Source organism: Pseudohongiella sp. (assembly GCF_011050365.1).
Lineage (GTDB): Bacteria > Pseudomonadota > Gammaproteobacteria > Pseudomonadales > Pseudohongiellaceae > Pseudohongiella.
In genome coordinates, this window is record NZ_DRFV01000017.1 from 150,862 (window position 1) to 174,629 (window position 23,768).

The window sequence follows — 23,768 nt, forward strand, 5'->3', positions numbered from 1 at the left end:
GTTGATCAGCCACGGCAAACCTCCAGGCACACATCAGAAACCCGTTCTGCGGCATCAGCAATGGCCAGGCTGTGAGCGCGCTGCGCCATATCCTGTAGCCGTTTTTTATCTGTCATAAGTTCCTCTAATAGTTGCTGCAGGCCGTCTTTGTTCAGGCGCGACTGCGGCATCAGCTCAGCGGCGCCGGCATCCACCAGCCAGCGCGCATTGGCGCTCTGATGATCATCCACGGCGTGCGGATAAGGCACCAGAATCGACGGCAAACCGGCCGCAGCAAGCTCGGCAACCGTGCTCGCGCCGGCGCGACACAGCACCAGGTCGGCCCAGGCATATGCCGCTGCCATATCGCCAATAAACGGTTCCACTTGTCGCTTGATGTCGGTACCGGTAGCGTCGACTGATTGTTGATAGGCTGCCTGCGTGCTTTCATGTTTGTTGCGTCCGGTCTGATGCCAGACCTCGATACCCTGATGGCTATCGACACCGGACACAGCCAGGGGCACAACCTCATTGATGGCAGCCGCGCCCAGGCTGCCACCCAGCACCAGCAGACGCAGCGCGCCCGTGCCATCCGTGCCTGTGCTCTGCCTGCCGCTCAAACCGGCGATGTCCGCCCTGACCGGGTTGCCGGTATGAACCAGTTTACTGCTGGCCTTAAAGGTACCGGGAAACGCTTCCAGTACCCTGGCCGCCATCGGTGCCAGCAAACGATTGCTCAGTCCGGCAATGGCGTTCTGTTCGTGAATGACCAGGGGCCGGCGCAACAACCAGGCAGCAACACCACCGGGACCGGTCACATAACCTCCCATACCCAGAACACAGCAAGGCTGCAGGGCCTGCAACAGCCGCAGCGATTGCCAGATACTGGCCAACAGCATGAAAGGCGCCTTCAGTAAAGCCAGTTTGCCCTTGCCCCGTAAACCATTAACGTTCAGACGATTCAGTTTGATGCCGGTATCACGCAGCACATCGTTCTCCATGCCGGCCGGCGTGCCCAGCCATTCAACCTGAATGTCACGCGCCTGCAGCACCCGGGCAATGGTCAGTGCGGGGAATATGTGGCCGCCAGTGCCTGCCGCCATGATTAATACCGTGCGTCTGCTCATGCATCACCTCCGGCCGGATCCGGATCGGGCTGTGTCCGCAGCTCGTACTCAATACGCATAAGCATCGCGACCATAAAACAACTAATCAGCAGGCTATTGCCGCCATAGCTCAGGAACGGCAGTGTCAGTCCTTTGGTCGGCAACAGCCCCGTGTTAACTCCAAAATTTATAAACACCTGGGTCGCAAATATCATGCCGATGCCAAACGCAACATAGGCCGGAAAATACCGCGCCCTGGCTTCGCACTCACGCCCCAGACGCAGCGCCGTCCATACCAGAAAACTGAACAGGAACAGAACGAAAAGCACACCCAGCAAGCCCATCTCTTCAGCGATAATCGACAGCACAAAATCCGTGTGCGCTTCCGGCAGGAAATACAACTTCTGGATACTGTTGCCCAGACCCACGCCGAACCATTCGCCGCGTCCGAACGCTATCAATGCCTGTGTCAGCTGGTACCCTTCACCGTAAACGTATTCGGCAGCCCACGGATTCAGGAACGATGTCAGGCGATTGATCACGTACGGCTTCATGATGGCGAGCGCGACAACGCCGGCAAAACAAACCATCACAATCAGCACAAATCGATGCAGCCGCGCACCGGCGAGAAACAGCATGGTAAACGTGGTCAGCATTATGATAACCATCGCGCCGTGATCAGGCTCAAAATGCAGCAATGTGATAGCAGCAGCCAGAATGACCATTGGCTTGAGGAACCCTGACCAGCGCTCATGAACTTCGTCGCGGTGCCGGTGCAGATATGCAGCCATGTACACCACCATGAAAATCTTAGCCATCTCCGAAGGTTGCAGGCGATAAAAGCCCAGATCAATCCAGCGCGCACTGCCGTTGACGACAGTTCCGATACCGGGCACCAGCACCAGTGCCAGCAATACCAGCGCCAGACATAACAGTCCGGCACTGCAGCGATACCAGAGGTTCATGTTGACATGCAGGGTAATCAACATCACAACCAGCGATAAGCCAATAAAAAACACCTGACGCTTAAAGAAATAGAATGGATCACCTGCCATGCTGTTGGCGATTTCCATGGAGGCCGACGTCATCATGATCAGCCCGGTTCCCAGCAACAGAAAAAGGACCAGCAACAGGGTATTGACCGGCCGCTCGGCCACCCGGCGGGGCACACGAACAGCGCCTCTGCTTTTGCTCAGCAACACACTCATGACAGGGCCTCCACAGCGGCGGCAAAAACGCGCCCGCGATGCGCAAAGTCCTTGAACATGTCGAAGCTGGCGCAAGCCGGCGACAGCAACACAGCATCGCCATCAACGGCACTGCTGGCCGCTTCAATAACAGCTTCCTCCATGGAGGTCGCACGCATGATGTCGGCACGATTACCAATCAGCTTCGCCAGTTTGTCGGCATCACGACCAATCAGCACCACCCGCTTTACATAACGCTCCAGCGCCGGCAACAGTGAGGAGAAGTCCGCATCTTTGCCAATACCGCCGGCGATCAGCACGATCTCGCCAGACGTGCGCTCAGCAACAGATTCAATGGCAACCAGAGTTGCACCAACATTGGTGCCTTTGGAGTCGTTGTAATAGTCAACGCCACGCAGCTGTCGCAGCAGCTGGCAACGGTGTGGCAAGCCGGGAAATTCACGCAGGGTTGTGACCATGGCGGCATCCGGAATACCGACAGCATGACCCAATGCAAGCGCCGCCATCGCATTGCTGACATTGTGTCGCCCCACCAGAGCGATATCCCGCACCGGCATCAGATGGTTCGATCCGCGCTTGAGCCAGGTTTCGCCCTCATGTGTCGACAAACCGTAATCATGCTCACCTGCCGCATCGTTAAAACCATAGGTCCATCGTTGTGCGGCAGTTGGATGCGCAGGCTCGCTGGCCGGATCATCCCGGTTCACCAGCACTTGCCGCGCCCCCTTAAAGATGCGCTGTTTGGCGGCCGCATAGTCCTGCATGGATGGGTAGCGGTCCAGATGATCTTCAGTCAGGTTCAACAGTACCGCGACTTCGGCGTCCAACCGGGTCGTTGTCTCGAGCTGAAAGCTCGACAACTCAAGGACGTACAGATCGCGCTCGCCGCTGCGCAACAGATCGAGCGCCGGCATACTGGCCCGACCGTCAAGGTTGCCGCCAACTGCGACCCGGATACCGACCTGACGGGCCATCTCGGACACCAGGGTCACCACGGTACTTTTGCCGTTAGACCCGGTTACAGCAACCACCGGCGCTTTCACTTCGCGGCTGAATATGTCGATGTCGCCGGTCACAGGCACACCCTGACTGATTGCATGAGCGATTTCCGGGGTCTGCAAACTGATACCGGGACTCAGTACGATCTCACTTGCCTGCAACAGGCTTTGTTGCGGGAAGCCACCCAGCTCAATGGTTTGTCCGGGAAACTCGGTTTCAAACTCGGCCAGCGCGGGTGGACTGAAACGACTGTCGATAACCTTGAACGGGCGACCCAGAGCATGGAAATAGCGCGCGCAGGACAGCCCGGTCTTACCCAGACCGACTATCACCACCAGCTTGTTGTCCACTGCCTGCGTCATCGACGCGTCTCCACTACAATGTATTTCGTTGTTATCTCAGCTTCAGCGTTGCCAGCCCGAACAGCACCAGCATCACGGTAATAATCCAGAAGCGCACAATAACGCGCGGTTCCGGCCAGCCTTTAAGTTCAAAATGATGATGCAAAGGCGCCATGCGAAAGATGCGCTTGCCCGTCAACTTGAATGACGCCACCTGCAGAATCACCGAAACGGTTTCCATGACAAAGATACCGCCCATGATAAACAGCACGATTTCATGCCGCGAAATAACGGCCACGATGCCCAGTGCAGCGCCCAGCGCCAGTGCGCCCACATCGCCCATGAATACCTGGGCGGGATAGGTGTTAAACCAGAGAAACCCGAGCCCGGCGCCGAGCAGGGCGCCGCAGAAAATGACCAGTTCGCCGGCGCCGGTCACCGTCGGTATGTTCAGGTATACCGAAAACTCAGCGTGTCCGGACAGGTACGCGATGATGCCCAGCGCACCCCCCACCATCACCGTCGGCAGAATTGCCAGACCGTCGAGACCGTCCGTCAGGTTGACTGCATTACTGCTGCCCACAATGACAAAATAGGTAACAACGATAAACAACAGCCCGACCTCTATCGAAACATCCTTGAAGAACGGAACGATATAGGCTGTCTGCACCGGATCAGTGGCCGTGTAATAAAGGAACAATGCGGCGCCCAGACCGATAACCGACTGCCAGAAGTACTTCCATTTTGCCGGCAGTCCTTTGGGGTCCTTGCGAAATACTTTTCTGTAGTCATCGACCCAGCCAATGGCGCCAAATAACACCGTCACCAGCATGGTGACCCAGACATAGGCATTGCGCAGATCAGCCCAGATCAGCGTACTCAACACAATGCTGACCAGGATCAGGGCGCCACCCATGGTCGGTGTGCCAGCTTTGCTGAAGTGACTCTCGGGCCCATCGGTTCGCACAACCTGGCCAATCTGGTGATAATTCAGACGGCGGATCATCCAGGGCCCTATCAGCAATGAGATGATCAGTGCCGTCAGAATTCCCATGATGCCACGCACGGTTATATACTGAATAACAGCAAAGCCGGGGTCGATCCGGATGAGGTAATCAGCTAGCAATACCAACATCAGACAGTCTCCTTGCTGCTTAATTGTTGAACGACGTAATCCATTCCCGCGCTTCGTGATCCCTTGACCAGGACGACACTGCTTTCGTTCAGCGCTTGCGCAGCGTGACTGATCAGTGCATCTCTGTCTTCAAAGTGCCGTCCGCCTGCTCCGAATGACTGACTTGCCAGTTCACTGCAGGCGCCGGTGCTCCATAATTCGTCCAGACCACATTCCCGCGCATAGCTGCCAACATCACGGTGTGCCTGTACTGTCAGCGCACCCAGTTCCGCCATGTCGCCCATGACCAGTACCCGACGGACATCCTTGCCGTTCCTGATAACGGCCAGCACATCAATCGCGGCCCTGAATGATGACGGGCTTGCGTTGTAGCTGTCATCGAGCAGACGACTGTTATTGATTCCGCTCAGCGGGCATAGTCGCCCCGGCACTGCGGCCACGCGTGCCAGGCCATCGCAAACACTGGCAGACGTCGCGCCCGACTCAATTGACAGCGCTGCGGCCGCCAGCGCATTGGCCACATTGTGACGCCCGGGCAGCGGCAGAAAACACGCTATCCGGCCACGGGCAGACTCGATATCAAACCGCGCACCGTCGGCTGTCATGACCAGGTTCACGGCGCGATAGTCGGCCGGAGCATCAAGAGCAAAGGTCACACAGCGCCGGCGACCGGCGCGCTCGCGCCAGCGCTCGATATTGGGATCGTCCGCATTCAGCACCACGGTGTGTGTTGACGCCGCCGAGTCGATAATCTCACCCTTTGCCTGCACCACACCTGCCAGGCTACCAAACCCCTCCAGATGAGTTTCTGCGGCGTTATTGATCAGTACAATCTGCGGATCCACCAGTTTAGCTGTCCAGGCGATCTCGCCACCGGCGTTGGCGCCCAGCTCAATGATTGCCTGCTGGTGATCCTGCTCAAGCTCCAACAGCATCATCGGGGCACCGATATTGTTGTTGAGGTTGCCGCGAGTCACCAGAATATTGAATTGCTGGGATAAAATAGAGCCAGTCATCTCCTTTACCGATGTCTTGCCCTGACTGCCGGTAATCGCAACAACGTTGGCCCGGGAGCGTTTGCGATTTATGTGTCCCAACCAACCCAGTGCAGCCGCAGTATCAGCCACCACCAGCTGCGGTATGGGCACGTCCTGCGCTTCACTGACAATTGCCGCCACGGCACGCTGTTCCGCAACCCGGGAGACAAACCGGTTTCCGTTAAAATTCTCGCCACTCAGGGCAACAAACAGGTCACCGGCCTGCAGCTGCCGGGAATCCGTGTTGACACGAGAGAATGTGACATCAGCCCCGGTCATGGTGGCGGGCATATACTCACTGACATCACTGAGCGTCATTGTTCCTATCATGACAACACCTCGCTATCTGGCGCCTGACCTGATGCCTGAGCCGCCCGCTTCTGCAATGCCAGCCGGACCTGCGCGGTATCACTGAATGCCATGCGCTGGCCACCAATATCCTGATACGCTTCATGGCCTTTACCCGCCACCAGGACAATATCCCCGGGCCCAGCCGAGGACACGGCATAAGTAATCGCGCTGGCCCGGTCGCGCTCCACATAAATGCCATCGCGCTCATTAAATCCCAACAGAATCTGCCGAATGATATCGTCAGGATTCTCGTTTCGCGGATTGTCATCGGTCAACACCACAAAGTCAGCCAGCTCTTCGGCAACCTCAGCCATCAGTGGGCGTTTACCCTGGTCGCGGTTACCACCACAACCAAACACACACCAGATACGGCCATCTACATGTTCATGAATGGCGCTCAATGCCGAGCGCAAGCCATCGGGAGTGTGAGCATAGTCCACCACGGCGGTCACATCAGACGTAGCATCGCCCAAAAGCTCCATCCGGCCACTGACCGGTTTCAACAACGCGGCCTGCGCCAGCACCTGCTGCAGATCCATCTCCTGTGGCAAGGTCATTGCGGCCGTGATGGCTGCAAGCACGTTGCTGAAATTGAATGAACCCAGCAGCCGCCCCTGTAAATCACCTTCGCCCCATGGCGTATGCACACGCGCCCGGTAGCCATTCGGTTGAAAGCTGAGCTCGCGGGCGTACACGTCAGCCCGGCTGTCATTCAGGCTATAGGTCAGGCTCTGCGTGTTTCTCGGTAACGCATTCAGCATACAGGCGGCGTAACTGTCATCAGCATTAACAATCCCCACTCGCAACGCCTCATGTTCAAACAGTCGGCGCTTGGCTTCAGCGTAGGCAGCCATACTGCCGTGATAGTCCAGATGATCCCGTGTCAGGTTGGTAAAGACTGCACTGTGGAAACGAACGCCATTCAGTCGGTGCTGATGCAGCCCCTGAGATGACACCTCCATGGCGATACAGGAGGCTCGTTGCTGCAGGATATCGGCGAGCGCAGCCTGCAGGATGACCGGGTCCGGCGTGGTGAACCCGGTGTCTTCCAGTTCCGGGAAAATGCCATAACCCAGTGTGCCGACAATGCCACAACGCTGGCCAAAACCGGACAGTATTTGACCGATAAACTGGGTACAACTGGTCTTGCCATTGGTGCCGGTGACACCGATCACGGGTAGCTGCTGCGACGGATGCGCATAGAATCGGGCAGCGATGTCCCCCAGACGAATGCGAAGACTGTTGACCGCAATAATCGGCACATTGCCAACCCGGCGACACCCATGCCACTGTCCGCCCTCATCTGCCAGCACGGCTGTTGCACCGCGCTGCAAGGCCAGTTCAATGTAGTCCCGAGCGTCGTGATTCTTGCCAAACAGGGCTATAAATATCTCGCCCGGATTGACCTGGCGACTGTCCAGCGTCATGCCACTGATTGAAATACCACTGCACGCCTGCCGACATTCGGCATCCATCACAAGCCCTTCGACCAGCTCGGTCAACGGCATTTTGGCATCGGTCTGTCGAGCGGTATTCACAGTTCTCACCTCGCGCTCAGAGTCATAATGCGTGATGGATCGATTGCGTCCGGCGTAACTTCAAGCAAACGCATGGCACCTGCGGCAATACGGGCAAATACCGGCGCCGCAACCTGGCTGCCGTAGTGCTGGGCACCCTGGGGCTCATTGACAACAATGATGACCACAATTCTCGGGTCATCGGCCGGCGCGTATCCGGCAAACATCGAGTTGTGCAGATTAGCCTCATAACCGCTGGCACCCACAACACGTGCAGTGCCGGTCTTACCCGCGATACTGTAAAAGGGCACACTGGCGCCATCGAAACCGCCCTGTGCCGGATCAACGACGGCTTCGAGCATGTTTTGCACTTCTGCAATAATGTCAGCGTCAACAACTCGCTGGGGCTCGCTGGCCCCCGCCATCTCGTTCCCATTCTTGAGCAGGGTCACTGGCACACGCAGCCCGCCATTGGCGATGACCGAGTAGGCCTGCGCCAGTTGCAGAGTTGAAGTTGACATGCCATAGCCGAAGGACAGTGTCGCCAGTTCAATGTCGTGCCAGATACGGTGATTGGGCATGACACCCGCACGTTCGCCCGGAAACCCACTGGCCGGGTTTTCGCCAAAACCAACTCGCAGCAGAATGTCGCGCAGCGCTTCATGGCCCACCGCAAGCGCGACTTTTGCCGAGGCAATATTGCTCGAGTTGACCAGCATGCCTTCCAGCGTTACATCACCAAAATTCTGCCCACGATCCTGCACCACATCACGCCCCACACGCATCCTGCCCGGATGTGTGCTGATAATTGTTTCTCGGTTATATAACCCTGATTCCAACGCCGCGATCGCGGTGAAGGGTTTAAGGGTGGACCCCGGCTCGAACAGGTCTGTCACCGACCGATTACGCAGTGCACCGAAGTCGGCGAGAGTGGACCGGTTATGGGGGTTGAATGAAGGCTGATTAACCATCGCCAGCACTTCACCGGTTTTTGCATCCAGAACCACGGCAGACGCAGCCCGGGCATCGCGATGCACAAACTCTGCCTTGAGCTCCTTGTATGCCAGATTCTGAATCCGGAAATCTATGCTGAGCGCCAGTGTGTTACCCGGCTGCGCTGTCTCGATGGTGTCGAGCTGGCGAATAATTCGTCCGCGACGATCCTTGATGACCTGTTGACGGCCGGGCACACCCTTGAGCCAGTCATCAAAGGCCAGCTCAAGACCTTCCTGGCCAATGTCATCAATATTGCTGAACCCCAACACATGAGCCGTAACCTCGCCCTGCGGGTAGTAGCGCTGATACTCCTGCCGCGAATAAACACCCGGCAAGGACATGGCCAGCACAGCGTCTGCTTCGGCTGGCGGCATACGTCTGCGCACATACAGGAATTCGCGCTCGGCACTGGCTTGCACGGAGGCAAGCAGACTATCTTCATTTAACTGCAGCGACCGGGCAAGCTGGCGAACGACGTTCGCATCGCCGGCTATTTCACGAGGGTTAATCCAGATCGACTTGACGGGTGTGCTGATAGCGAGCGGCTCACCGTTGCGATCGGTGATCATACCGCGATGTGCGACCAACGGCTCAATACGAATGGTGCGGGCATCACCCTGCCCCTGCAGAAAGTCGCGATCAACCAACAGCAAGGTCAATAACTTCCACAGCAAAGCCAGCACCGCCAGCGCAAGCGCACTCCAGACCAGCGCCAGACGCCAGCTGCTGAATCGTTTCACTGTCTGCGAATCACTCATGGCGCACCATTATTATTCTTGACCAATCCGGCAGTGTCATATCAAGCTCATCCATGGCTTTTTGCTCTATCCGCCCTTCCAGTCCGAAGGTGCTTTGCTCAATCAACAACTGCCCCTGCTGCACGTCCAGCTCGTTGCTTTCGGCGCGTAATTTTTGTAGCTCGTGGAACACTGTCCGGCTTTTGAAACTGGTATTGACGATGGCCAGCGCCGACGCCATGACGGCTGCCAGCAGAACCGTCAACCCCAAATTGCGCGAGTTGAACAACTGCAACCAACCAAATACAGACACAGGTGTCTCAGCCACCCTGGTATTCGCCGGTGCTACTGATCCGTCTCTGTTCTGCTCTGTTTTCATCATGACATCTTGTCTGTTATAGATTTTCCTGCATCTGGCCGTGTTATCAGGCCGGTTTTTCCGCTACCCGCATGACGGCACTTCGCGCCCTGGGGTTTTGTCTTATCTCCTGCTCCGAGGGTTTCACCGCCTTGCCAATCTTGATCAGCTTGGGGCTCAGTGCCGATACTGTCACCGGCAAATCTCTGGGAAAATCATCCCCCTTGCTTTGTTTCTGTATGAACTGTTTGACCAGTCGATCTTCAAGGGAATGAAAACTGATCACTACCAATCGTCCACCTGGCCTGAGCGCCGACAACGCCTTCTCCAGCACATTCTCCAGCGACACCAATTCTTTGTTAATGTGAATCCGGATTGCCTGAAAGGCCCGCGTCGCAGGGTGCTTGTGCCTCTCCCAGGCCGGATTGGCCTGTTTTACGATCTCTGCCAATTGCAGAGTCCGGCTTATCGGTGCCACCTCGCGTTCTTTAACGATGGCGCGAGCGATACGCCGTGAAAACCGATCCTCGCCATAACGGTAGATGACGTCGGCGATGTCCTGCTCGGCAGCGGTCGCCAGCCACTCGGCGGCACTCAACCCGGCCTGCGGGTTCATCCGCATATCCAGCGGGCCGTCCTGGACAAAACTGAAGCCACGCTCGGCCTCATCCAGTTGCGGCGAGGAAACACCCAGATCCAGCAATATGCCGTCCACCTCGCCAGCGGCGCCAGTGTCAGCAAGCATGACATCCAGTTCGTCGAATGAGCCCTGGCGAATGCTGAACCTTGCATCATCCGCCATCAACGCCATGCCGACTTCGATCGCCCGTGGATCCTTGTCGATTCCCAGCAAACGGCCTGTCTCGCTCATCCGCTCCAGAATCAGCCGGGAATGACCGCCACGGCCGAAGGTGCCGTCGACATAAAAACCAGCCGGATCGGTTAGCAACGCATCCACTGCAGGATGCAGCAGCACTGTTTCATGAGCCTGTGTAGCCATAACGCTCCGTTCCGAGAAGACTGACGCCCTGTTCATTGCAATACAAACCAGCTTATAACGACAGACTTAACAACTCAGGCGGCAAGTCCGCCTGACCAGTTGTACCGGCGAACCAGCTATCTGCCTGTTCGTTCCAGTTCTCTTCACTCCAGATCTCAAATTTCATGCCCTGACCAACCAGGGCCAGATGCTTGTCCAACTGCGCGCGTGTGCGCAAGATCTGTGGCAACAACAGACGACCGCTGCCGTCCATTTCCAGGTCATGGGCATGACCGATCAGCATGCGCTGAACGCGTCGACTGGCCTCATCAAAGCTGGACAGGCTCTCGACTTTTTGCTGGATCACTTCCCACTCATCAATCGGATACAGCAGCAGACAGCGGCCGGTAAAATCGACGGTCGCCACCAGGCGGCCGCCGTATTTTTCCGTCAATAAATCCCGATAGCGCGCCGGCATCGCCATGCGCCCCTTTGCATCAAGATTGATTGTGTTGACACCTCTGAACACTTTGCTGCTCCGGAGTCTCGGGTCCGACTTGCCACTGCCGGACCCTTGAAACCCACTTTAGTACATATTTATCCACTTCATGCCACTTCACGCCACTATATGCACAGCAATAAGCAAGCGCAAGTACTATTTGCACTTTTTCAGCACCTAAAGCGCCTGAAATTACAGGGAAAATTGCCAAATCTTGAGGATACGCACGAGGTTCGCTGACAAACAAAATATTTATCAGCAGGCTAAGAAATTTACTTAAAGTGAATTATCAGAAGTGAGTTGCGGTCGATGAGGGAAGAGGTGAACGCAAAGCCAGAAAAACACAATTTCCGGCGCGGGTCGCCTGTCAACGCCTACCCGGGAAACCCCTTCGGGAAAGGGGTCCGATAAACAGCCCTGAGCGCAAGGATCCGACCACGGAGGATCCCATAAACAGCCCTGAGCACAAGGATCCAACCACAGAGGATCCGATAAACAGCCCTGAGCGCAAGGATCCGACCACAGAGGATCCGATAAACAGCCCTGAGCGCAAGGACCCGACCACAGAGGATCCGATAAACAGCCCTGAGCGCAAGGATCCGACCACAGAGGATCTGATAAAAACCCTGAGCAAGAATTGTCCCGCAGGACAATCCTGATAATTAAGCGAGTCAGCCGATAAGCCGGGTTCTGTCGGGGACAGTCATTCATCTGGGACCAGCATCACTACTGGCCTCAAGCAGCCTACCCGGATCCAGTGCGAGCCGCACCATCGGATCCCTATTTGGCCTTGCTCCGAACGGGGTTTACCATGCCACGAGCTGTTGCCAGTCGCGCGGTGCGCTCTTACCGCACCCTTTCACCCTTACCGCCCAGCCGAAGCCGGGGTTGGCGGTCTACTCTCTGCTGCACTTTCCGTAGGCTTTCGCCTCCCAGGCGTTACCTGGCGTTCTGCTCTATGGAGCCCGGACTTTCCTCCACCAGGTGCCTCATTTACCGCCGAAACGGTAATAGACGCAGATCTGGCAGCGACTGCCTGGCCGACTCGGCGGCAAGATTAAGCGAGCCCTGTGACAAAGACAAGTGTTTTATCCGCAGGTACCGTGTCAAACTGATCGTATGGACTCACCAACCACAACACACCACGATGACAGGCCGGTCCGACGCCGACGCTGGCCTCTTTGGCTGGGCGCACTGGTATTGATACTGACAGCCCTGGCGTGGCTCACCTATCAGCAACGTGTCATGCTATTCACCAACACTGTCAATTCGACATTGCTGCCTTATGGCCTGCAAGTTGAAGCACTCGCAGGCCTGCGCCTGGGGGCGGCATCACTGCAGATACGAGAGTTGGCACTGATACACAGCGAAAGCGGTTTATCACAAACGCTGGACAATATAGACATCAGCTTTACCGTCTCGGGGCTGGTCAACGGTCGTGTCGACAGCATTGCCATTGCGAGCGCCAATATCAATATACCCGATTCACTGACCGCTGCCACCGCCAGCCCTGACGTCATTGCCGCTCTGCCAGCGGCCATCAACGCCAAACCGCCCACCCCCGTAACCGGCGCACTACCGGCAGATATCATGAGCGCCATCCCGTTTAACCGGATGCGCATTGCGCAGTTGGACATCACCGGCCACGAGATAACGCTCGGCGCTGCACACATCCACCAACTGTCGGCCGGACTGAGCACAGTGCAGGTGTCCTGCCAGCCCTCCCGTTGCCGCCTCACCACCGAGCTGGATCTGACCATCAACAGGCTTGATGTCAGCAGTGACAGTGCAGACCTGGAGTTGGACCTGATCACCTTCCACACCGACGCACCCATCGACGCTACATTCGAAGCGAATACTAACACTCTGACGCTGGCAGCGAGCTCGTCGACACTGCGGCTGCCAGCCATCCGCGCAGGCGAGACACTGACCGGAATGACCGGCGCCCTCCATCGCATCAGTGTTTCCCTGCCCCTGACCGACACTGGCACTGATCTCACTGACCTGTATGCGCACGCCGAAATGTCTGTCAGCGAGCTGTACACCAATCTGGTGGACATCAATCTGTGGTCAATGCGTCTGGATCAACACCTGACCTGGCAGCAGGACACAATGCACGCTGCAGGCGCACTGATGCTGGGCAATCAGCGCCTGCTGCTCAATGACCTGCAGCATAGTGTGTACGCAGGCACGGGCCAGGGCACGCTGGACGTGCCGCGAACAGAGTTCAATGACAACAACAGGAAACTGTCGGACCTGCTGACGCCGCTGCCCTGGCAGGCCGACATCCTGGCCGGCGCGCTCAACGCCCACGCCCGGCTGTCATGGCGGGCAGACGAGCACAGCCTGCCAGCAGTCAGCGGCGTCGTTGGCATATCGCTGGATGACATCAGCGGCTATATCGGGGAAATTGCCTTCCTGCGTCTGAACACCGACTTTGCCGCAGAATTATTGCCGAACTGGCACTTGCGCAGCTCCCGCGCAGCCTCTGTCAGCATGGCATCGCTGGACCCCGGTATCGAGCTTACCAACATCAGCAGCGATGTTCTGCTCGACTCACAGGCCGGTTCGGTGACCCTGAGCAACGCATCACTGAATGTATTCGGCGGCACCGTCAGCAGCGATCAACTGCATTACCAGCTTGAGAATAATGACAGCCAATTCACCCTTAAAATCGACCGCATAGACCTGGAGAAGGTGCTTAGCATGAGCGCCTACGAGGGGGTCAGCGCCACGGGCATGGTCAGTGGTCAGTTACCGGTCCGGCTGCAGGGGCTTAACCCCAGTATCAGCGGCGGCACGCTCACCGCACTGCAACCGGGAGGTACAATCAGGTACAGCGCCGGGAAGGATGCAGCCGGCAACCCGTCTTCGTCCGGGAACCAGAGTCTCGATATGGTTTATCAGGCGCTGGAGCACTACCGTTTCAACCTGATGGAAACTACCGTGGACTACCAGCCCGACGGCGAACTTGATCTGGCAATTCGCATGGAGGGTATCAGCACGGAACTTAACGGCGGTCAACGCATCAACCTGAACCTGACTATCAACGATGACGTGCCCGCCCTGTTACAGAGCCTGCAGGCGGCCCGATCGGTTACTGACAGCATTCAGGCGCGTCTTGATGCGCGGCAGGCCGATTCCGGTCAGGACTCCCCTGAACAGTGAATGGCAGCTCTGGCCGAAAAAACAGTGCCCACCATTCAGCCGTTATTCATCGCGCTCTGTTATAGTGAAGCTCTCGAATGCATTGGCGGCAAGACAAATTTGCAGGCCCAAGTCATCACCCAGTTGAGTTGAGTATCATGACAAGACATGGAACATTCACCACCCCGATGTCAGGACGTCCGCTGATACTGTCAGCAATGGCGCTGACAATTACACTGGGCAGCGTTGTTGCCTGTACACCAACGGTCCGGGTTGAAGCGCCGACCGAACCCATCACCATCAATCTCAATGTGCGCATCGAACATGAGATTCGTGTCCGGGTCGACCGGGAACTGGATGACATCTTCGCCGCCGATAGCGGTCTGTTTTAACGCAGCAGAGGACACAGACATGAAACACCATACCGGCATCAAACTTATGACCCGAACCCTTGCGCTGGCGCTGATGCTGTTCGCCGGCATGGCTATCGCCCAAAGTCTGGACGACGCCAAGGCCGCAGGCCTGATCGGCGAGAAGAGTGACGGCTATATCGGCCTGGTGCAAACAGACGCACCCGAAGCGGTGGTAGAGCTGGTAAGAAGCGTCAATCGCCAGCGCCGGGAACGCTACGCGCAAATTGCCCGTGACAATGATATATCCATCAATACCGTGGCACAGTTGGCCTATGCTCGCGCAGTCGAGGCAACCCGCTCGGGTAACTATATCGAAGACGCCAATGGTCGCTGGGTGCAAAAACCCTGAGCCGGTTGTGTTAGCCTTTTAACCCACCCGGCCTGAATGGCCAGCGATCGTCAGGAGGCGGTGTCGGCCAATTCCAGCCCGCGCTTGTACAGCGCATTTTTTTTGCTGCCGGTGATCTCCGCAGCCAGTGCAGCGGCCTGTTTCAGCGGCAGCTCACGCAGCAGAATCTTCAGAGCCCGCTCGGCGTCTGCGCTCAGCGCCAGTTGCGCCGCTTTGGCCGCGCCGTGCACCAGCACCACAAACTCACCACGGCGGTTGTTGTCATCCTGCTGCAACCAGTCGCAGAGGCCGGCCAGTGAGTCGCCATGAATGGTTTCCCAGGTCTTGGTCAGCTCACGACAAATCACTGCCTGCCGCTCACCGCCGAACACCTGCGCCATGTCAGCAAGTGATTCGCTGATACGGTGCGGTGATTCATAAAACACCAGGGTCCGCTGCTCATCCGCCAGCGCCTCGTACATCTGTCGCCGTCCGGACGCCTTGTGAGGGGGAAAACCTTCAAACGAGAAACGATCGCTGGGCAGTCCGGCGGCGCTGATGGCGGCCGTAATGGCGCTGGCACCCGGAACCGGCAAAACCGGATAGGATGCTGCACGCACGCGCACTACCAGGCCGTAACCCGGGTCAGATATCAGCGGGGTACCGGCATCGGAAATCAGCGCCACCGCCTTGCCTTCGTCCAAAGCCCGCAAAATGGCGTCTTCGCGGGCACTGCCGCTGTGCTCATGATAGGAGACAAGTCGTGTCGGGATCGCGTAATGCTGCATCAGCCGGGCGCTGTGGCGGGTGTCTTCAGCGGCAATCAGGTCGACACTCTTCAGTGTATCAACCGCGCGCTGGCTCATGTCACCGAGGTTGCCGATCGGTGTCGCCACCACATAAAGCGCGGGTCGGATCAGCGTGGTGTCAGTAAACGTCTGTGTCATTTGTGTCGCCTGGCCGTGGTCTTGCCGGCTTGCGTGAGTGGATCTGCATGATAACGGTTTGTCGGCTGTCGCAACAACATGAGTCGCCTGCTATGATCTACAATACCAGTGTCGTTCTGCACGATTGCTTCCAGCGAGTTTTATCAGCGAGTTTATCAGTGAGTTCATTGAAAACCATTTACCCGTTTGTGTTCTTTACCGGTGCCATGATGCTGTTGAGTGCCTGCACCAGCACGGTACCTGACACAGCCGAAACACCCGGCCCCGTCGTTGCGACCAGCAACAGCACGATCAATGAATTGTTGGCACTGGCGGCGGATGCCACGTCGCCGCAGGCAGAAACCTATATCCTTCAGGCCAGCGCCCTTGCACTGCAGGCCCGCGATCTCGACAATGCCGCGGCGATTCTTGCTGGCGTGGAGTTGAGTGATGACCTGCCGACCGTCACCGCCATTGAGGCCACAAGACAACAGGCAGAACTGGCGCTGTTACGCAACGACGCCCGCAACGCACTGGCGCTCGCCAACAACCAGTTGCTGGAACGCACTGCAGAACTCCCGGTCGACACGCAACACGCCCTGATGCAGTTGCGCGCTGACGCCTTCATCGAACTGGAACAGTATCTGGCGGCGGCACGCGAACATACCCGAATGACAGCAACACTGGATGCTCCGGACCGGATTGCAGACAACAACAACCGCATCTGGCAAATCCTCACTGCTGCGCCGGCGGGCAGTCTCAGCAGCCAGTCAGCCATTGTTGACTCCTACGAACTGCGCGGCTGGCTGGAACTGATCAACGTCGTTAACAATGAGCAGAACAATATCGAGCGACAGGTGGCCGCCATCACCCGCTGGCAGAATCGCTGGAATCGACATACCGCCGCAGCGGTGCTGCCCGATGCCCTGACCTTTGCTGTCGAACTGCTCAACAACCGGCCACAACACATCGCCCTGATGCTGCCGTTGGGTGATGCCGCCGGCCAGGCTGTTAACGAAGGCTTTATGTCGGCGTACTACCATGCCGTCAGCCAGAACCAGCAGGTGCCTGAAGTTGAAATCTTCGATACCACCGGTGTTCGTGATATCAGCGATCTGTACCGGCAGGCGGTAGCGCTTGGCGTCGACATGATCATTGGGCCTCTGCTGAAAGAGTCCGTGCGTCAGCTGCAGAGCATGGAACAACTCCCGGTGCCAACGCTTGCGCTGAACTATGGCGATGACTGGCGCACAAACCCGGCGGGGTTCTATCAGTTCGGACTGGCACCCGAAGATGAGATCCGGCAGGCCGCGCGTATGGCCTGGCAGGCGGGCCACCGCAATGCGGCTGTGCTGACGCCGGCCGGTGAGGATTATCGCCGCATTCAGGATGGCTTTGCCGAGTATTGGCAATCGCTTGGCGGCCAGGTGGTGAGCCGGGCCAGTTTTGGCAATGCTGCCGGCTACTCCGATATCATCAGACAACTGATGAGCATCGACAGCAGCGAGGCCCGTGCGCAGCGTCTGCGCGAGGTGCTGCCGCGCGACAACATCGAATTTTCCCCCAGACGGCGCCAGGATGTCGACTTTATATTCATGCTGGCCAACCCTGCCGAGGGCAGGCAATTGAAACCCACCATGGCATTCCATTTTGTCGGCGATGTCCCTGTCTATGCCATGCCAGCGATTTATGATGGCCGCCGCGATGCGGTCGGCAACCGTGACCTGAACGGCATCACATTTGTTGATGCACCCTGGGTACTTGGCGGCGACGACCCGCTGCGCACCAGCACCGCGGAAGTATGGTCACAAGCCACCGGTCCGGTGCAGCGCTTACGTGCCATGGGTATCGACAGTTTCCGCCTGTACGCGCGCATTGCCCAACTGGAAAACTTTCCGGGTATCCGGTTGCAGGGTGCCACCGGCATTCTGTCCATGCGCGAGGACGGCAGTATCATGCGAGAGCTGACCGGCGCACACTTCGTCGACGGTAATATTGTGGTATTGATTCCGGAAACATCCGCAACCGAAAGCTCCGACAGCCAGGATGAGAACCCGTAGCCGGTGCTCAGGCACCCGGAATCAGGCAGAAAGGGATATCTGCACATGAAACCAAACGACAACACCCGACACCAGTCAGGACCGCAGCCTGTCGCGCCGGCAAAGCGGCGGGCAACCGGCCTGGCACACGAAGTCCTGGCTGCGCAATATCTGACCCGACAAGGTTTGCATCTGATCGAAAGCAACTTCAATTGCCGGGTCGGCGAGATTGACCTGATCATGAAAGACGAGGACACGCTGGTCTTTGTTGAGGTGCGTTACCGGACCCGGGCGGACTTCATGGACCCCGTGACCAGTGTCGATTACCGCAAGCAGAAAAAGCTGCTGCGCAGCGCAACCACCTATCTCAAGTACCGGGGCCTCACTGACCGCGTGCCGTGCCGTATAGACGTGCTCGGTATCAGACAGTCCGGCAGACAGGGTGAAACCGAGTTCAACTGGATAAAGAACGCCATTCAACAGCGCTATTGAATATGCCGGACGGCCAACACAAAGCGGACTGATTGCAGTAAACTGAAGGCCAGTTCATCACCGGAAGTCGTCATGGAACCGCAACAAAGAGTGCAGCAACACATCCAGCACAATATCGCGACGCTGCGCGAAACCGTGGGCAGCCAGGCTGACGTGCTGTGCGCCGCTGCCAATCGAATGGCCACCGCGCTTGTTCAGGGTGGAAAAATACTGGTCTGTGGCAACGGCGGATCAGCAGCCCTGGCGCAATACCTGTCGGCCCTGTTTATCAACCGCTTTGACCGTGAACGGCCCGGCCTGCCCGCTCTGGCGTTATCTGCTGACGCGGTCTGTTTGTCGACCATCGCCACTGATCAGCAATATAAAACCGGGTATGCACAACAAATTCGGGCGCTCGCCCAACCTGCTGATATACTTTTTGTCATGGCCGCAGGCAAAAGCAGTGCTAACTTGCGTGAAGCCATCACTGCTGCGTATGATCGCGACATTGCCGTGATTCTGCTTAGCAGCGAAGAGAGCAGTAATCTGGCAGAAATGCTGCAGGCCGATGACATCGAAATTCGCGTCCCTGCCCGCGTCACCTACCGCAGCCAGGAAATCCATCTGGTGCTGCTTCACTGTTTGTGTGATCTAATCGACATTGAAATTTTTGGAGAAGAGTTGTGAGCATCAAACGACTATCGATTATTGCGTTGCTGTTGAGCACCACAGCGTGTACCACTGTCCTCACGCAGACCACCGGTGAAGACGGGATCCGGGAAGACCCCTACCTGCGCACCGCCGGCACGGTGGTGGAGGACGAGTCCATTGAAACCAAAGTGACGGTGAATATGCGATCACAGAATGAAACCTTTCGGGAGGCCAATTTCGATGTGGTCAGTCACAACGGCGTCGTGCTGCTGGTAGGTCAGGTGCAATCAGAAGCACTGAAGAGCGAGGCGACCCAGATTGCATCCGAGGCCAGTGTTCATGTGCGACGGGTGCACAACGAGATGGAAGTCGCCGGGCGTCGCAGTTTACTCTCGCGCGGCAACGACACCTGGCTGGCCACCAAGGTCCGCACCCAGCTCACTGCCAATGACGATATCAACGCCAATCGCATGCGAGTGGTGGCCAATGATGGCACAATTTATCTGATGGGAATTGTCGAACGCGACGAAGGCAGTCGCGCCATCGCGCTATCACGGAGCGTCGGCGGCGTGCAGCGTGTGGTGAACGTGTTTGAATATCTCTGAGCGTCGCGTGGCAGAATGGCGGGCTGACAGGTAGTCAGCCCGCACCGCAAAACGTATTACTTGACGACCCGCAGAGAAGGCCGGGATCGCGTTTTGGAATCCGATGACGGTGACTTGTCCACCTTCCCTTCATTCTTTACTGACTTGGGCGATGATGGGGGTGGCGGCTCCGGTGTCGGGCTTTCCGTCTCGAACACCATACCCTGACCATTTTCCCGCGCATAAATGCCCATGACAGCCGTCACCGGCACATAGACAGGCGTCGGTATGCCAGAGAAACGGCCACTGAAGTTAACCGCTTCATTGGTCATCTCCAGCGCGTGAACTGCCGACGGAGAAATATTGAGGATGATCTGTCCATCCTTGACATACTCCTGCGGCACCATCACGTCATTGGCGTAAGCGTTTACCACAATGTAGGGCGTACACTGGTTTTCCAGTATCCACTCGTACAGGGCACGCAGCAGATAAGGACGACTCGAGGTCATGCTCACGCTTATACCATCTCTTTTTCCTGATCCGACAGACTGGCTCTGACTGAATCACGGGAAAACAGGCGCGCTCGATATTGCAGTAGCGGCTGAACGGATTTATGGTTGCCAAGATCAATGCCCAGTGATGGCAAGCGCCACAGTATGGGCGTCACACAGCAATCGACAATAGTGAATTCATCACTCATGAAAAAAGGTTTTTCAGTAAAGATGGGAGCAATAGAGATCAGGCTCTCGCGCAACTCTTTTTTCATTTTTTCCTGTTGTGCAGCCGTACCCTTGCCGGCTGTCAGGTCATCAACGACCTGACACCAGTCACGCTGGATACGGTACATCCACAAACGGCTTTGCGCCCTTGCCACCGGGTATACCGGAAACAGGGGCGGGTGCGGGAATCTCTCGTCAAGATATTCCATCATGATATTGGCTTCGTAAAGCACCAGATCACGATCCACAAGCGTGGGCAGACTGTTATAGGGATTCAACGAAGCCAGATCTTCTGGTGTGTTCGCCGGGTCAACATTGACAGTTTCAACGGTCACCCCTTTCTCGGCCAAAACTATCCGCACCCGATGACTGTACTGAGAACTGCCATCAGAATAGAACGTCATGGAAGAGCGCTTTGCTACAACACCCATAAACCTTTCCTCAAAAAATCGAATTAGCCTGATCGCTACATCACGCGCTTGTCACTGTACGGCGCTCCTTAGTGGATGCGCCGCCAGTATTCACGGTTGAGCAGTGTCACCAGCACAAACAGTATGGCCAGGAAACCCAGTACATAGACCCCAATTTCCTGTCGCTTGAGGCGTACAGGCTCCCCAATGTAGTAGAGGAAGTTGACCATGTCATAAACAAATGCATCAAACTCTTCCGGCGTCAATTCACCGGTACCCGCCACATGGCTGAGTTCGCAGTCTTCGGGGGCCTCTGCATTGTTGGTGCAGACTACGTCCCCCTGCAGCTCATACAGAACATTGGGCATACCGACATTCGGGAACACGGTGTTATTGACACCCCAGACCCGGCTGGTATCGGTATAGAACGAGTTCAGATAGCCTGACAGCCATGCCGGACTGTGAAGACGGCCCGCCAGCGTCAGGTCGGGTGGTGTTTTACCGAACCAGTTATTGCTGTCATCCGCATCCATGTTGTTTTGCATCAGATCGCCGATGGAAGCGTCACCGAACACCAGGTTTTCCATCACCAGATCTGTGGGGATACCCAGGTCGTCAGCGGTACGCTGGTAGCGCGCGTATTGCAGCGAATGGCAAGAGTGACAGTAGCTCATGTACGACGTGAAGCCACGCTGCAAGGAGGCTTCATCACGCAAATCCATCTCTACCGGCTCAAGCTCGACCGTTACTTCTGCACCCACAGCTTTGAGCGGCAGGAACACCAGTGCAGCCAGCAGCGCCAGGGTGATGGCAAGCTGCTTGTTGGTAATCCAGCGGCCTGTCACGCGCTGCGGCTCCGCAAACGTCTCCTCTTTCTTCGTGTACCAGGGCATCAGGAAGAAGAACAGGAAATACAGCAGTGTACAGAACTGCGCCAACGCTATCCGAGGTGCGCTGGTGCCCAGCGTGCCCAGATAACCGAGGATCAGGAAGCTGGCAGTAAAGATCAGCAACGCTATGCGGCTGTACCAGCCTTTATAACGAATTGAACGTACCTTGCTACGATCCAGCCAGGGCAGTACAAACAGGATGGCAATCGCGCCAAACATGACAATCATGCCCCAGAACTTCGCGTCGATGCCAAACAACGGCACGGTAACGGCGCGCAGCATGGAATAGAACGGCGTGAAGTACCAGACTGGGGGTACGTGTGCCGGCGTGACCAACGGATTGGCTTCCTGGAAGTTTGGTGGCTCAAGGAAGTAGCCGCCCATTTCCGGCGCAAAGAAAATCACGAAACAGAACACAAACAGGAAGACAGTGATGCCGACCAGATCGTGCACCGTGTAGAACGGGTGGAAAGGAACACCGTCGACAGGGATGCCGTCCGGACCCTTGTTCTTCTTGATATCGATACCGTCAGGGTTGTTCGAGCCGACTTCGTGCAGCGCCAGCAGGTGCAACACAACCAGACCGATCAGGATGATGGGCAATGCCACCACATGCAGCGCGAAGAAACGGTTGAGAGTAGCACCGGAGATCAGGAAGTCACCGCGCACCCAGATCAGCAGATCTTCCCCAATGACAGGAATGGCACCCACCAGGGACACAATGACGTTCGCACCCCAGTAGGACATCTGGCCCCAGGGCAATACGTAACCCATGAAACCTTCCATCATCAGAACCAGGTAAATGGCCATGCCAAACACCCAGATCAACTCGCGTGGTTTCTTGTATGAGCCATACATCAGGCCGCGGAACATGTGCAGATAAACCACCACAAAAAACGCGGACGCGCCCGTTGAGTGGATGTAACGCAACAGCCAGCCGAATTCCACATCACGCATGATATATTCAACGGACGCGAAAGCAGCCTCGGCACTGTTGGTATAATGCATGGTCAGGAAGATGCCTGACACCAGCTGGATAACCAGAACTATCAGCGACAGGACACCAAAGAAATACCAGAAATTGAAGTTCTTCGGTGCGTAATACTTGCTCATATGCTTTTCCCAAGCATTTACTATGGGCAAGCGGTCATTAGTCCAGTCTCGTAGTCCCGCCAGGGCAGATACGACAAAGCCTTGTTTCTTAGTATCGCTCATTATGCGTTCACCCCGTCTTCACCAATCACCAGGACATTATCGGTTTCGTAGTAATAAGGCGGTACTTCCATATTCCGCGAAGCCGGTGAACCGTTATAAACACGACCCGCCATATCAAACTTGGAGCCATGACAGGGACAGTAGAAACCGCCTTTCCAGTTAGCCTCAAAAGGCTCCGGCCGGATGGCCAGACGTGGTGTCGGCGAGCAGAACAGGTGCGGGCACAGACCTATCAACACCAGAATTTCCGGTTCGCGCGAACGATATTCATTCTGAGCGTACTCCGGCTGTTCCGGCTGCTCTGAACCAGGGTCCTGCAGGACATCCTCGCCCAACGTATCCAGTGCTGCCAGTGCTTCCTGAGTGCGTCGCACGACAAAAATGGGTCGTCCGCGCCAGGCGGGAATCGGGCCAATAATGGCACCCTCTTCAATACGACTGATATCAACCCTAACCGGCGCTCCCGCTGCACGCGCTTTCGCGCTGGGATTCCAGGAACCGACGAAAGGAACAATTGCCCCCACGACGCCGGCTGCCCCTACGACCGAGGTTGACCCCAATAAAAACCGTCTGCGGCCAGAATCAGTACCGTCTTCACTCACCGTGTATTCTCCTGAGCTTTGTCGTCTGTCAAAAAAGAGTAGAGCCTGCCCCGATACTGAATCCGGGCTCGGCAAAAATCTGCTAATGCTGCTTTGCTGCGCTTATTATTATGCTGGCCTCTTGACCCCGG

Annotated in this window: 23 protein-coding genes, 1 other RNA gene and 1 pseudogene; 8 read left to right on the forward strand and 17 right to left on the reverse strand. The window is 56.7% G+C overall.

Annotated features, from left to right (window positions below):
• Positions 1–5: 5 nt before the first annotated feature.
• The 11 genes from murG to rnpB form a co-directional block, all read right to left on the reverse strand.
• Complete coding sequence (gene murG, locus ENH71_RS15280; protein WP_294130555.1) at positions 6–1,106, reverse strand: undecaprenyldiphospho-muramoylpentapeptide beta-N-acetylglucosaminyltransferase; 1,101 nt, start codon at positions 1,104–1,106, stop codon at positions 6–8.
• Positions 1,103–2,293, reverse strand: coding sequence for a putative lipid II flippase FtsW (gene ftsW, locus ENH71_RS15285; protein ID WP_294130554.1), 1,191 nt, complete (start codon positions 2,291–2,293; stop codon positions 1,103–1,105). Before ftsW ends, murG begins: the two co-directional genes overlap by 4 nt.
• The gene (murD, locus tag ENH71_RS15290; RefSeq protein WP_294130553.1) at positions 2,290–3,654 is read right to left on the reverse strand and encodes a UDP-N-acetylmuramoyl-L-alanine--D-glutamate ligase; all 1,365 of its coding nucleotides are present in this window, start codon (positions 3,652–3,654) and stop codon (positions 2,290–2,292) included. Before murD ends, ftsW begins: the two co-directional genes overlap by 4 nt.
• A 31-nt stretch (positions 3,655–3,685) precedes the next feature.
• A complete protein-coding gene (gene mraY, locus ENH71_RS15295; RefSeq protein WP_294130552.1) occupies positions 3,686–4,768 on the reverse strand; it encodes a phospho-N-acetylmuramoyl-pentapeptide-transferase in 1,083 nt (360 codons plus the stop codon).
• Positions 4,768–6,135 (reverse strand): UDP-N-acetylmuramoyl-tripeptide--D-alanyl-D-alanine ligase, encoded by a 1,368-nt coding sequence (locus ENH71_RS15300; protein ID WP_294130551.1) that lies wholly within the window; start codon positions 6,133–6,135, stop codon positions 4,768–4,770. Before ENH71_RS15300 ends, mraY begins: the two co-directional genes overlap by 1 nt.
• A complete protein-coding gene (locus tag ENH71_RS15305; protein WP_294130549.1) occupies positions 6,132–7,694 on the reverse strand; it encodes a UDP-N-acetylmuramoyl-L-alanyl-D-glutamate--2,6-diaminopimelate ligase in 1,563 nt (520 codons plus the stop codon). The genes ENH71_RS15300 and ENH71_RS15305 overlap by 4 nt, the downstream gene beginning before the upstream one ends.
• Before the next feature lie 5 nt (positions 7,695–7,699).
• The gene (locus tag ENH71_RS15310; protein ID WP_294130546.1) at positions 7,700–9,427 is read right to left on the reverse strand and encodes a peptidoglycan D,D-transpeptidase FtsI family protein; all 1,728 of its coding nucleotides are present in this window, start codon (positions 9,425–9,427) and stop codon (positions 7,700–7,702) included.
• Entirely contained in the window at positions 9,420–9,734 is a 315-nt protein-coding gene (ftsL, locus tag ENH71_RS15315; RefSeq protein WP_294130545.1) for a cell division protein FtsL, read from the reverse strand. The genes ENH71_RS15310 and ftsL overlap by 8 nt, the downstream gene beginning before the upstream one ends.
• Positions 9,735–9,831: 97 nt before the next feature.
• Positions 9,832–10,764, reverse strand: coding sequence for a 16S rRNA (cytosine(1402)-N(4))-methyltransferase RsmH (rsmH, locus tag ENH71_RS15320; protein ID WP_294130544.1), 933 nt, complete (start codon positions 10,762–10,764; stop codon positions 9,832–9,834).
• A gap of 52 nt (positions 10,765–10,816) precedes the next feature.
• Entirely contained in the window at positions 10,817–11,272 is a 456-nt protein-coding gene (gene mraZ, locus ENH71_RS15325) for a division/cell wall cluster transcriptional repressor MraZ (RefSeq protein WP_294130543.1), read from the reverse strand.
• A 633-nt stretch (positions 11,273–11,905) separates the two neighbouring features.
• Positions 11,906–12,290, reverse strand: an RNA gene (rnpB, locus tag ENH71_RS15330) — RNase P RNA component class A.
• A gap of 71 nt (positions 12,291–12,361) precedes the next feature.
• On the opposite strand from rnpB, the gene ENH71_RS15335 reads away from it, so the two are divergent.
• The 4 genes from ENH71_RS15335 to ENH71_RS15350 are packed head-to-tail and all read left to right on the forward strand — an operon-like array spanning position 12,362 to position 15,151.
• Positions 12,362–14,410: an intermembrane phospholipid transport YdbH family protein gene (locus ENH71_RS15335; RefSeq protein WP_294130541.1), complete on the forward strand. Its 2,049-nt coding sequence runs from the start codon at positions 12,362–12,364 to the stop codon at positions 14,408–14,410.
• Positions 14,411–14,542 (forward strand): hypothetical protein, encoded by a 132-nt coding sequence (locus ENH71_RS15340; protein ID WP_294130539.1) that lies wholly within the window; start codon positions 14,411–14,413, stop codon positions 14,540–14,542.
• A 50-nt stretch (positions 14,543–14,592) separates the two neighbouring features.
• Positions 14,593–14,781, forward strand: a complete 189-nt coding sequence (locus ENH71_RS15345; RefSeq protein WP_414704682.1) for a YnbE family lipoprotein — start codon at positions 14,593–14,595, stop codon at positions 14,779–14,781.
• 19 nt (positions 14,782–14,800) lie between these two features.
• Complete coding sequence (locus tag ENH71_RS15350) at positions 14,801–15,151, forward strand: YdbL family probable chaperone protein (RefSeq protein ID WP_294130538.1); 351 nt, start codon at positions 14,801–14,803, stop codon at positions 15,149–15,151.
• A 50-nt stretch (positions 15,152–15,201) separates the two neighbouring features.
• On the opposite strand, the gene rsmI is transcribed toward ENH71_RS15350, so the two are convergent.
• On the reverse strand, positions 15,202–16,077 hold the full coding sequence (gene rsmI / locus ENH71_RS15355) for a 16S rRNA (cytidine(1402)-2'-O)-methyltransferase (protein ID WP_294130536.1): 876 nt from the start codon (positions 16,075–16,077) through the stop codon (positions 15,202–15,204).
• Between the two features lie 158 nt (positions 16,078–16,235).
• On the opposite strand from rsmI, the gene ENH71_RS15360 reads away from it, so the two are divergent.
• From ENH71_RS15360 to ENH71_RS15375, 4 genes are all read left to right on the forward strand, one after another.
• The gene (locus ENH71_RS15360) at positions 16,236–18,116 is read left to right on the forward strand and encodes a penicillin-binding protein activator (RefSeq protein ID WP_294137926.1); all 1,881 of its coding nucleotides are present in this window, start codon (positions 16,236–16,238) and stop codon (positions 18,114–18,116) included.
• 45 nt (positions 18,117–18,161) lie between these two features.
• Positions 18,162–18,587 (forward strand): YraN family protein, encoded by a 426-nt coding sequence (locus ENH71_RS15365; RefSeq protein ID WP_294131179.1) that lies wholly within the window; start codon positions 18,162–18,164, stop codon positions 18,585–18,587.
• A 72-nt stretch (positions 18,588–18,659) separates the two neighbouring features.
• Positions 18,660–19,253, forward strand: a complete 594-nt coding sequence (locus tag ENH71_RS15370) for an SIS domain-containing protein (RefSeq protein ID WP_294131178.1) — start codon at positions 18,660–18,662, stop codon at positions 19,251–19,253.
• A complete protein-coding gene (locus tag ENH71_RS15375) occupies positions 19,250–19,822 on the forward strand; it encodes a BON domain-containing protein (RefSeq protein ID WP_294131177.1) in 573 nt (190 codons plus the stop codon). The genes ENH71_RS15370 and ENH71_RS15375 overlap by 4 nt, the downstream gene beginning before the upstream one ends.
• A gap of 56 nt (positions 19,823–19,878) precedes the next feature.
• Here the strand turns inward: ENH71_RS15375 and ENH71_RS15380 are convergent, their stop codons facing one another.
• The 5 genes and pseudogenes from ENH71_RS15380 to petA all read right to left on the reverse strand — a co-directional run bounded on the left by ENH71_RS15380 (position 19,879) and on the right by petA (position 23,637).
• Complete coding sequence (locus ENH71_RS15380) at positions 19,879–20,310, reverse strand: ClpXP protease specificity-enhancing factor (protein ID WP_317622356.1); 432 nt, start codon at positions 20,308–20,310, stop codon at positions 19,879–19,881.
• Positions 20,311–20,318: 8 nt separating this feature from the next.
• Entirely contained in the window at positions 20,319–20,951 is a 633-nt protein-coding gene (locus tag ENH71_RS15385; RefSeq protein ID WP_294131174.1) for a glutathione S-transferase N-terminal domain-containing protein, read from the reverse strand.
• Between the two features lie 68 nt (positions 20,952–21,019).
• Positions 21,020–21,652 (reverse strand): cytochrome c1, encoded by a 633-nt coding sequence (locus ENH71_RS16105; RefSeq protein WP_317622355.1) that lies wholly within the window; start codon positions 21,650–21,652, stop codon positions 21,020–21,022.
• A 114-nt stretch (positions 21,653–21,766) separates the two neighbouring features.
• A pseudogene (locus ENH71_RS16110) lies at positions 21,767–23,035 on the reverse strand (cytochrome b); the annotation flags it as partial.
• Positions 23,035–23,637, reverse strand: a complete 603-nt coding sequence (gene petA / locus ENH71_RS15395; protein WP_294131171.1) for a ubiquinol-cytochrome c reductase iron-sulfur subunit — start codon at positions 23,635–23,637, stop codon at positions 23,035–23,037. The pseudogene ENH71_RS16110 and the gene petA, both read right to left, overlap by 1 nt.
• Between the last annotated feature and the right edge of the window lie 131 nt (positions 23,638–23,768).

Coding starts and splice junctions, on each gene's coding strand:
- ENH71_RS15310 (WP_294130546.1), bottom strand. CDS start 9,427: ATGAGTGATTCGCAGACAGTGAAACGATTCAGCAGCTGGCGTCTGGCG.
- rsmI (WP_294130536.1), bottom strand. CDS start 16,077: ATGACACAGACGTTTACTGACACCACGCTGATCCGACCCGCGCTTTAT.
- ENH71_RS16105 (WP_317622355.1), bottom strand. CDS start 21,652: ATGGATTTGCGTGATGAAGCCTCCTTGCAGCGTGGCTTCACGTCGTAC.
- ENH71_RS15300 (WP_294130551.1), bottom strand. CDS start 6,135: ATGATAGGAACAATGACGCTCAGTGATGTCAGTGAGTATATGCCCGCC.
- ENH71_RS15385 (WP_294131174.1), bottom strand. CDS start 20,951: ATGGGTGTTGTAGCAAAGCGCTCTTCCATGACGTTCTATTCTGATGGC.
- murD (WP_294130553.1), bottom strand. CDS start 3,654: ATGACGCAGGCAGTGGACAACAAGCTGGTGGTGATAGTCGGTCTGGGT.
- murG (WP_294130555.1), bottom strand. CDS start 1,106: ATGAGCAGACGCACGGTATTAATCATGGCGGCAGGCACTGGCGGCCAC.
- rsmH (WP_294130544.1), bottom strand. CDS start 10,764: ATGGCTACACAGGCTCATGAAACAGTGCTGCTGCATCCTGCAGTGGAT.
- ENH71_RS15340 (WP_294130539.1), top strand. CDS start 14,411: ATGGCAGCTCTGGCCGAAAAAACAGTGCCCACCATTCAGCCGTTATTC.
- ftsW (WP_294130554.1), bottom strand. CDS start 2,293: ATGAGTGTGTTGCTGAGCAAAAGCAGAGGCGCTGTTCGTGTGCCCCGC.
- ENH71_RS15365 (WP_294131179.1), top strand. CDS start 18,162: ATGAAACCAAACGACAACACCCGACACCAGTCAGGACCGCAGCCTGTC.
- ENH71_RS15350 (WP_294130538.1), top strand. CDS start 14,801: ATGAAACACCATACCGGCATCAAACTTATGACCCGAACCCTTGCGCTG.
- mraY (WP_294130552.1), bottom strand. CDS start 4,768: ATGTTGGTATTGCTAGCTGATTACCTCATCCGGATCGACCCCGGCTTT.
- ENH71_RS15335 (WP_294130541.1), top strand. CDS start 12,362: ATGGACTCACCAACCACAACACACCACGATGACAGGCCGGTCCGACGC.
- ENH71_RS15380 (WP_317622356.1), bottom strand. CDS start 20,310: ATGACCTCGAGTCGTCCTTATCTGCTGCGTGCCCTGTACGAGTGGATA.
- ENH71_RS15370 (WP_294131178.1), top strand. CDS start 18,660: ATGGAACCGCAACAAAGAGTGCAGCAACACATCCAGCACAATATCGCG.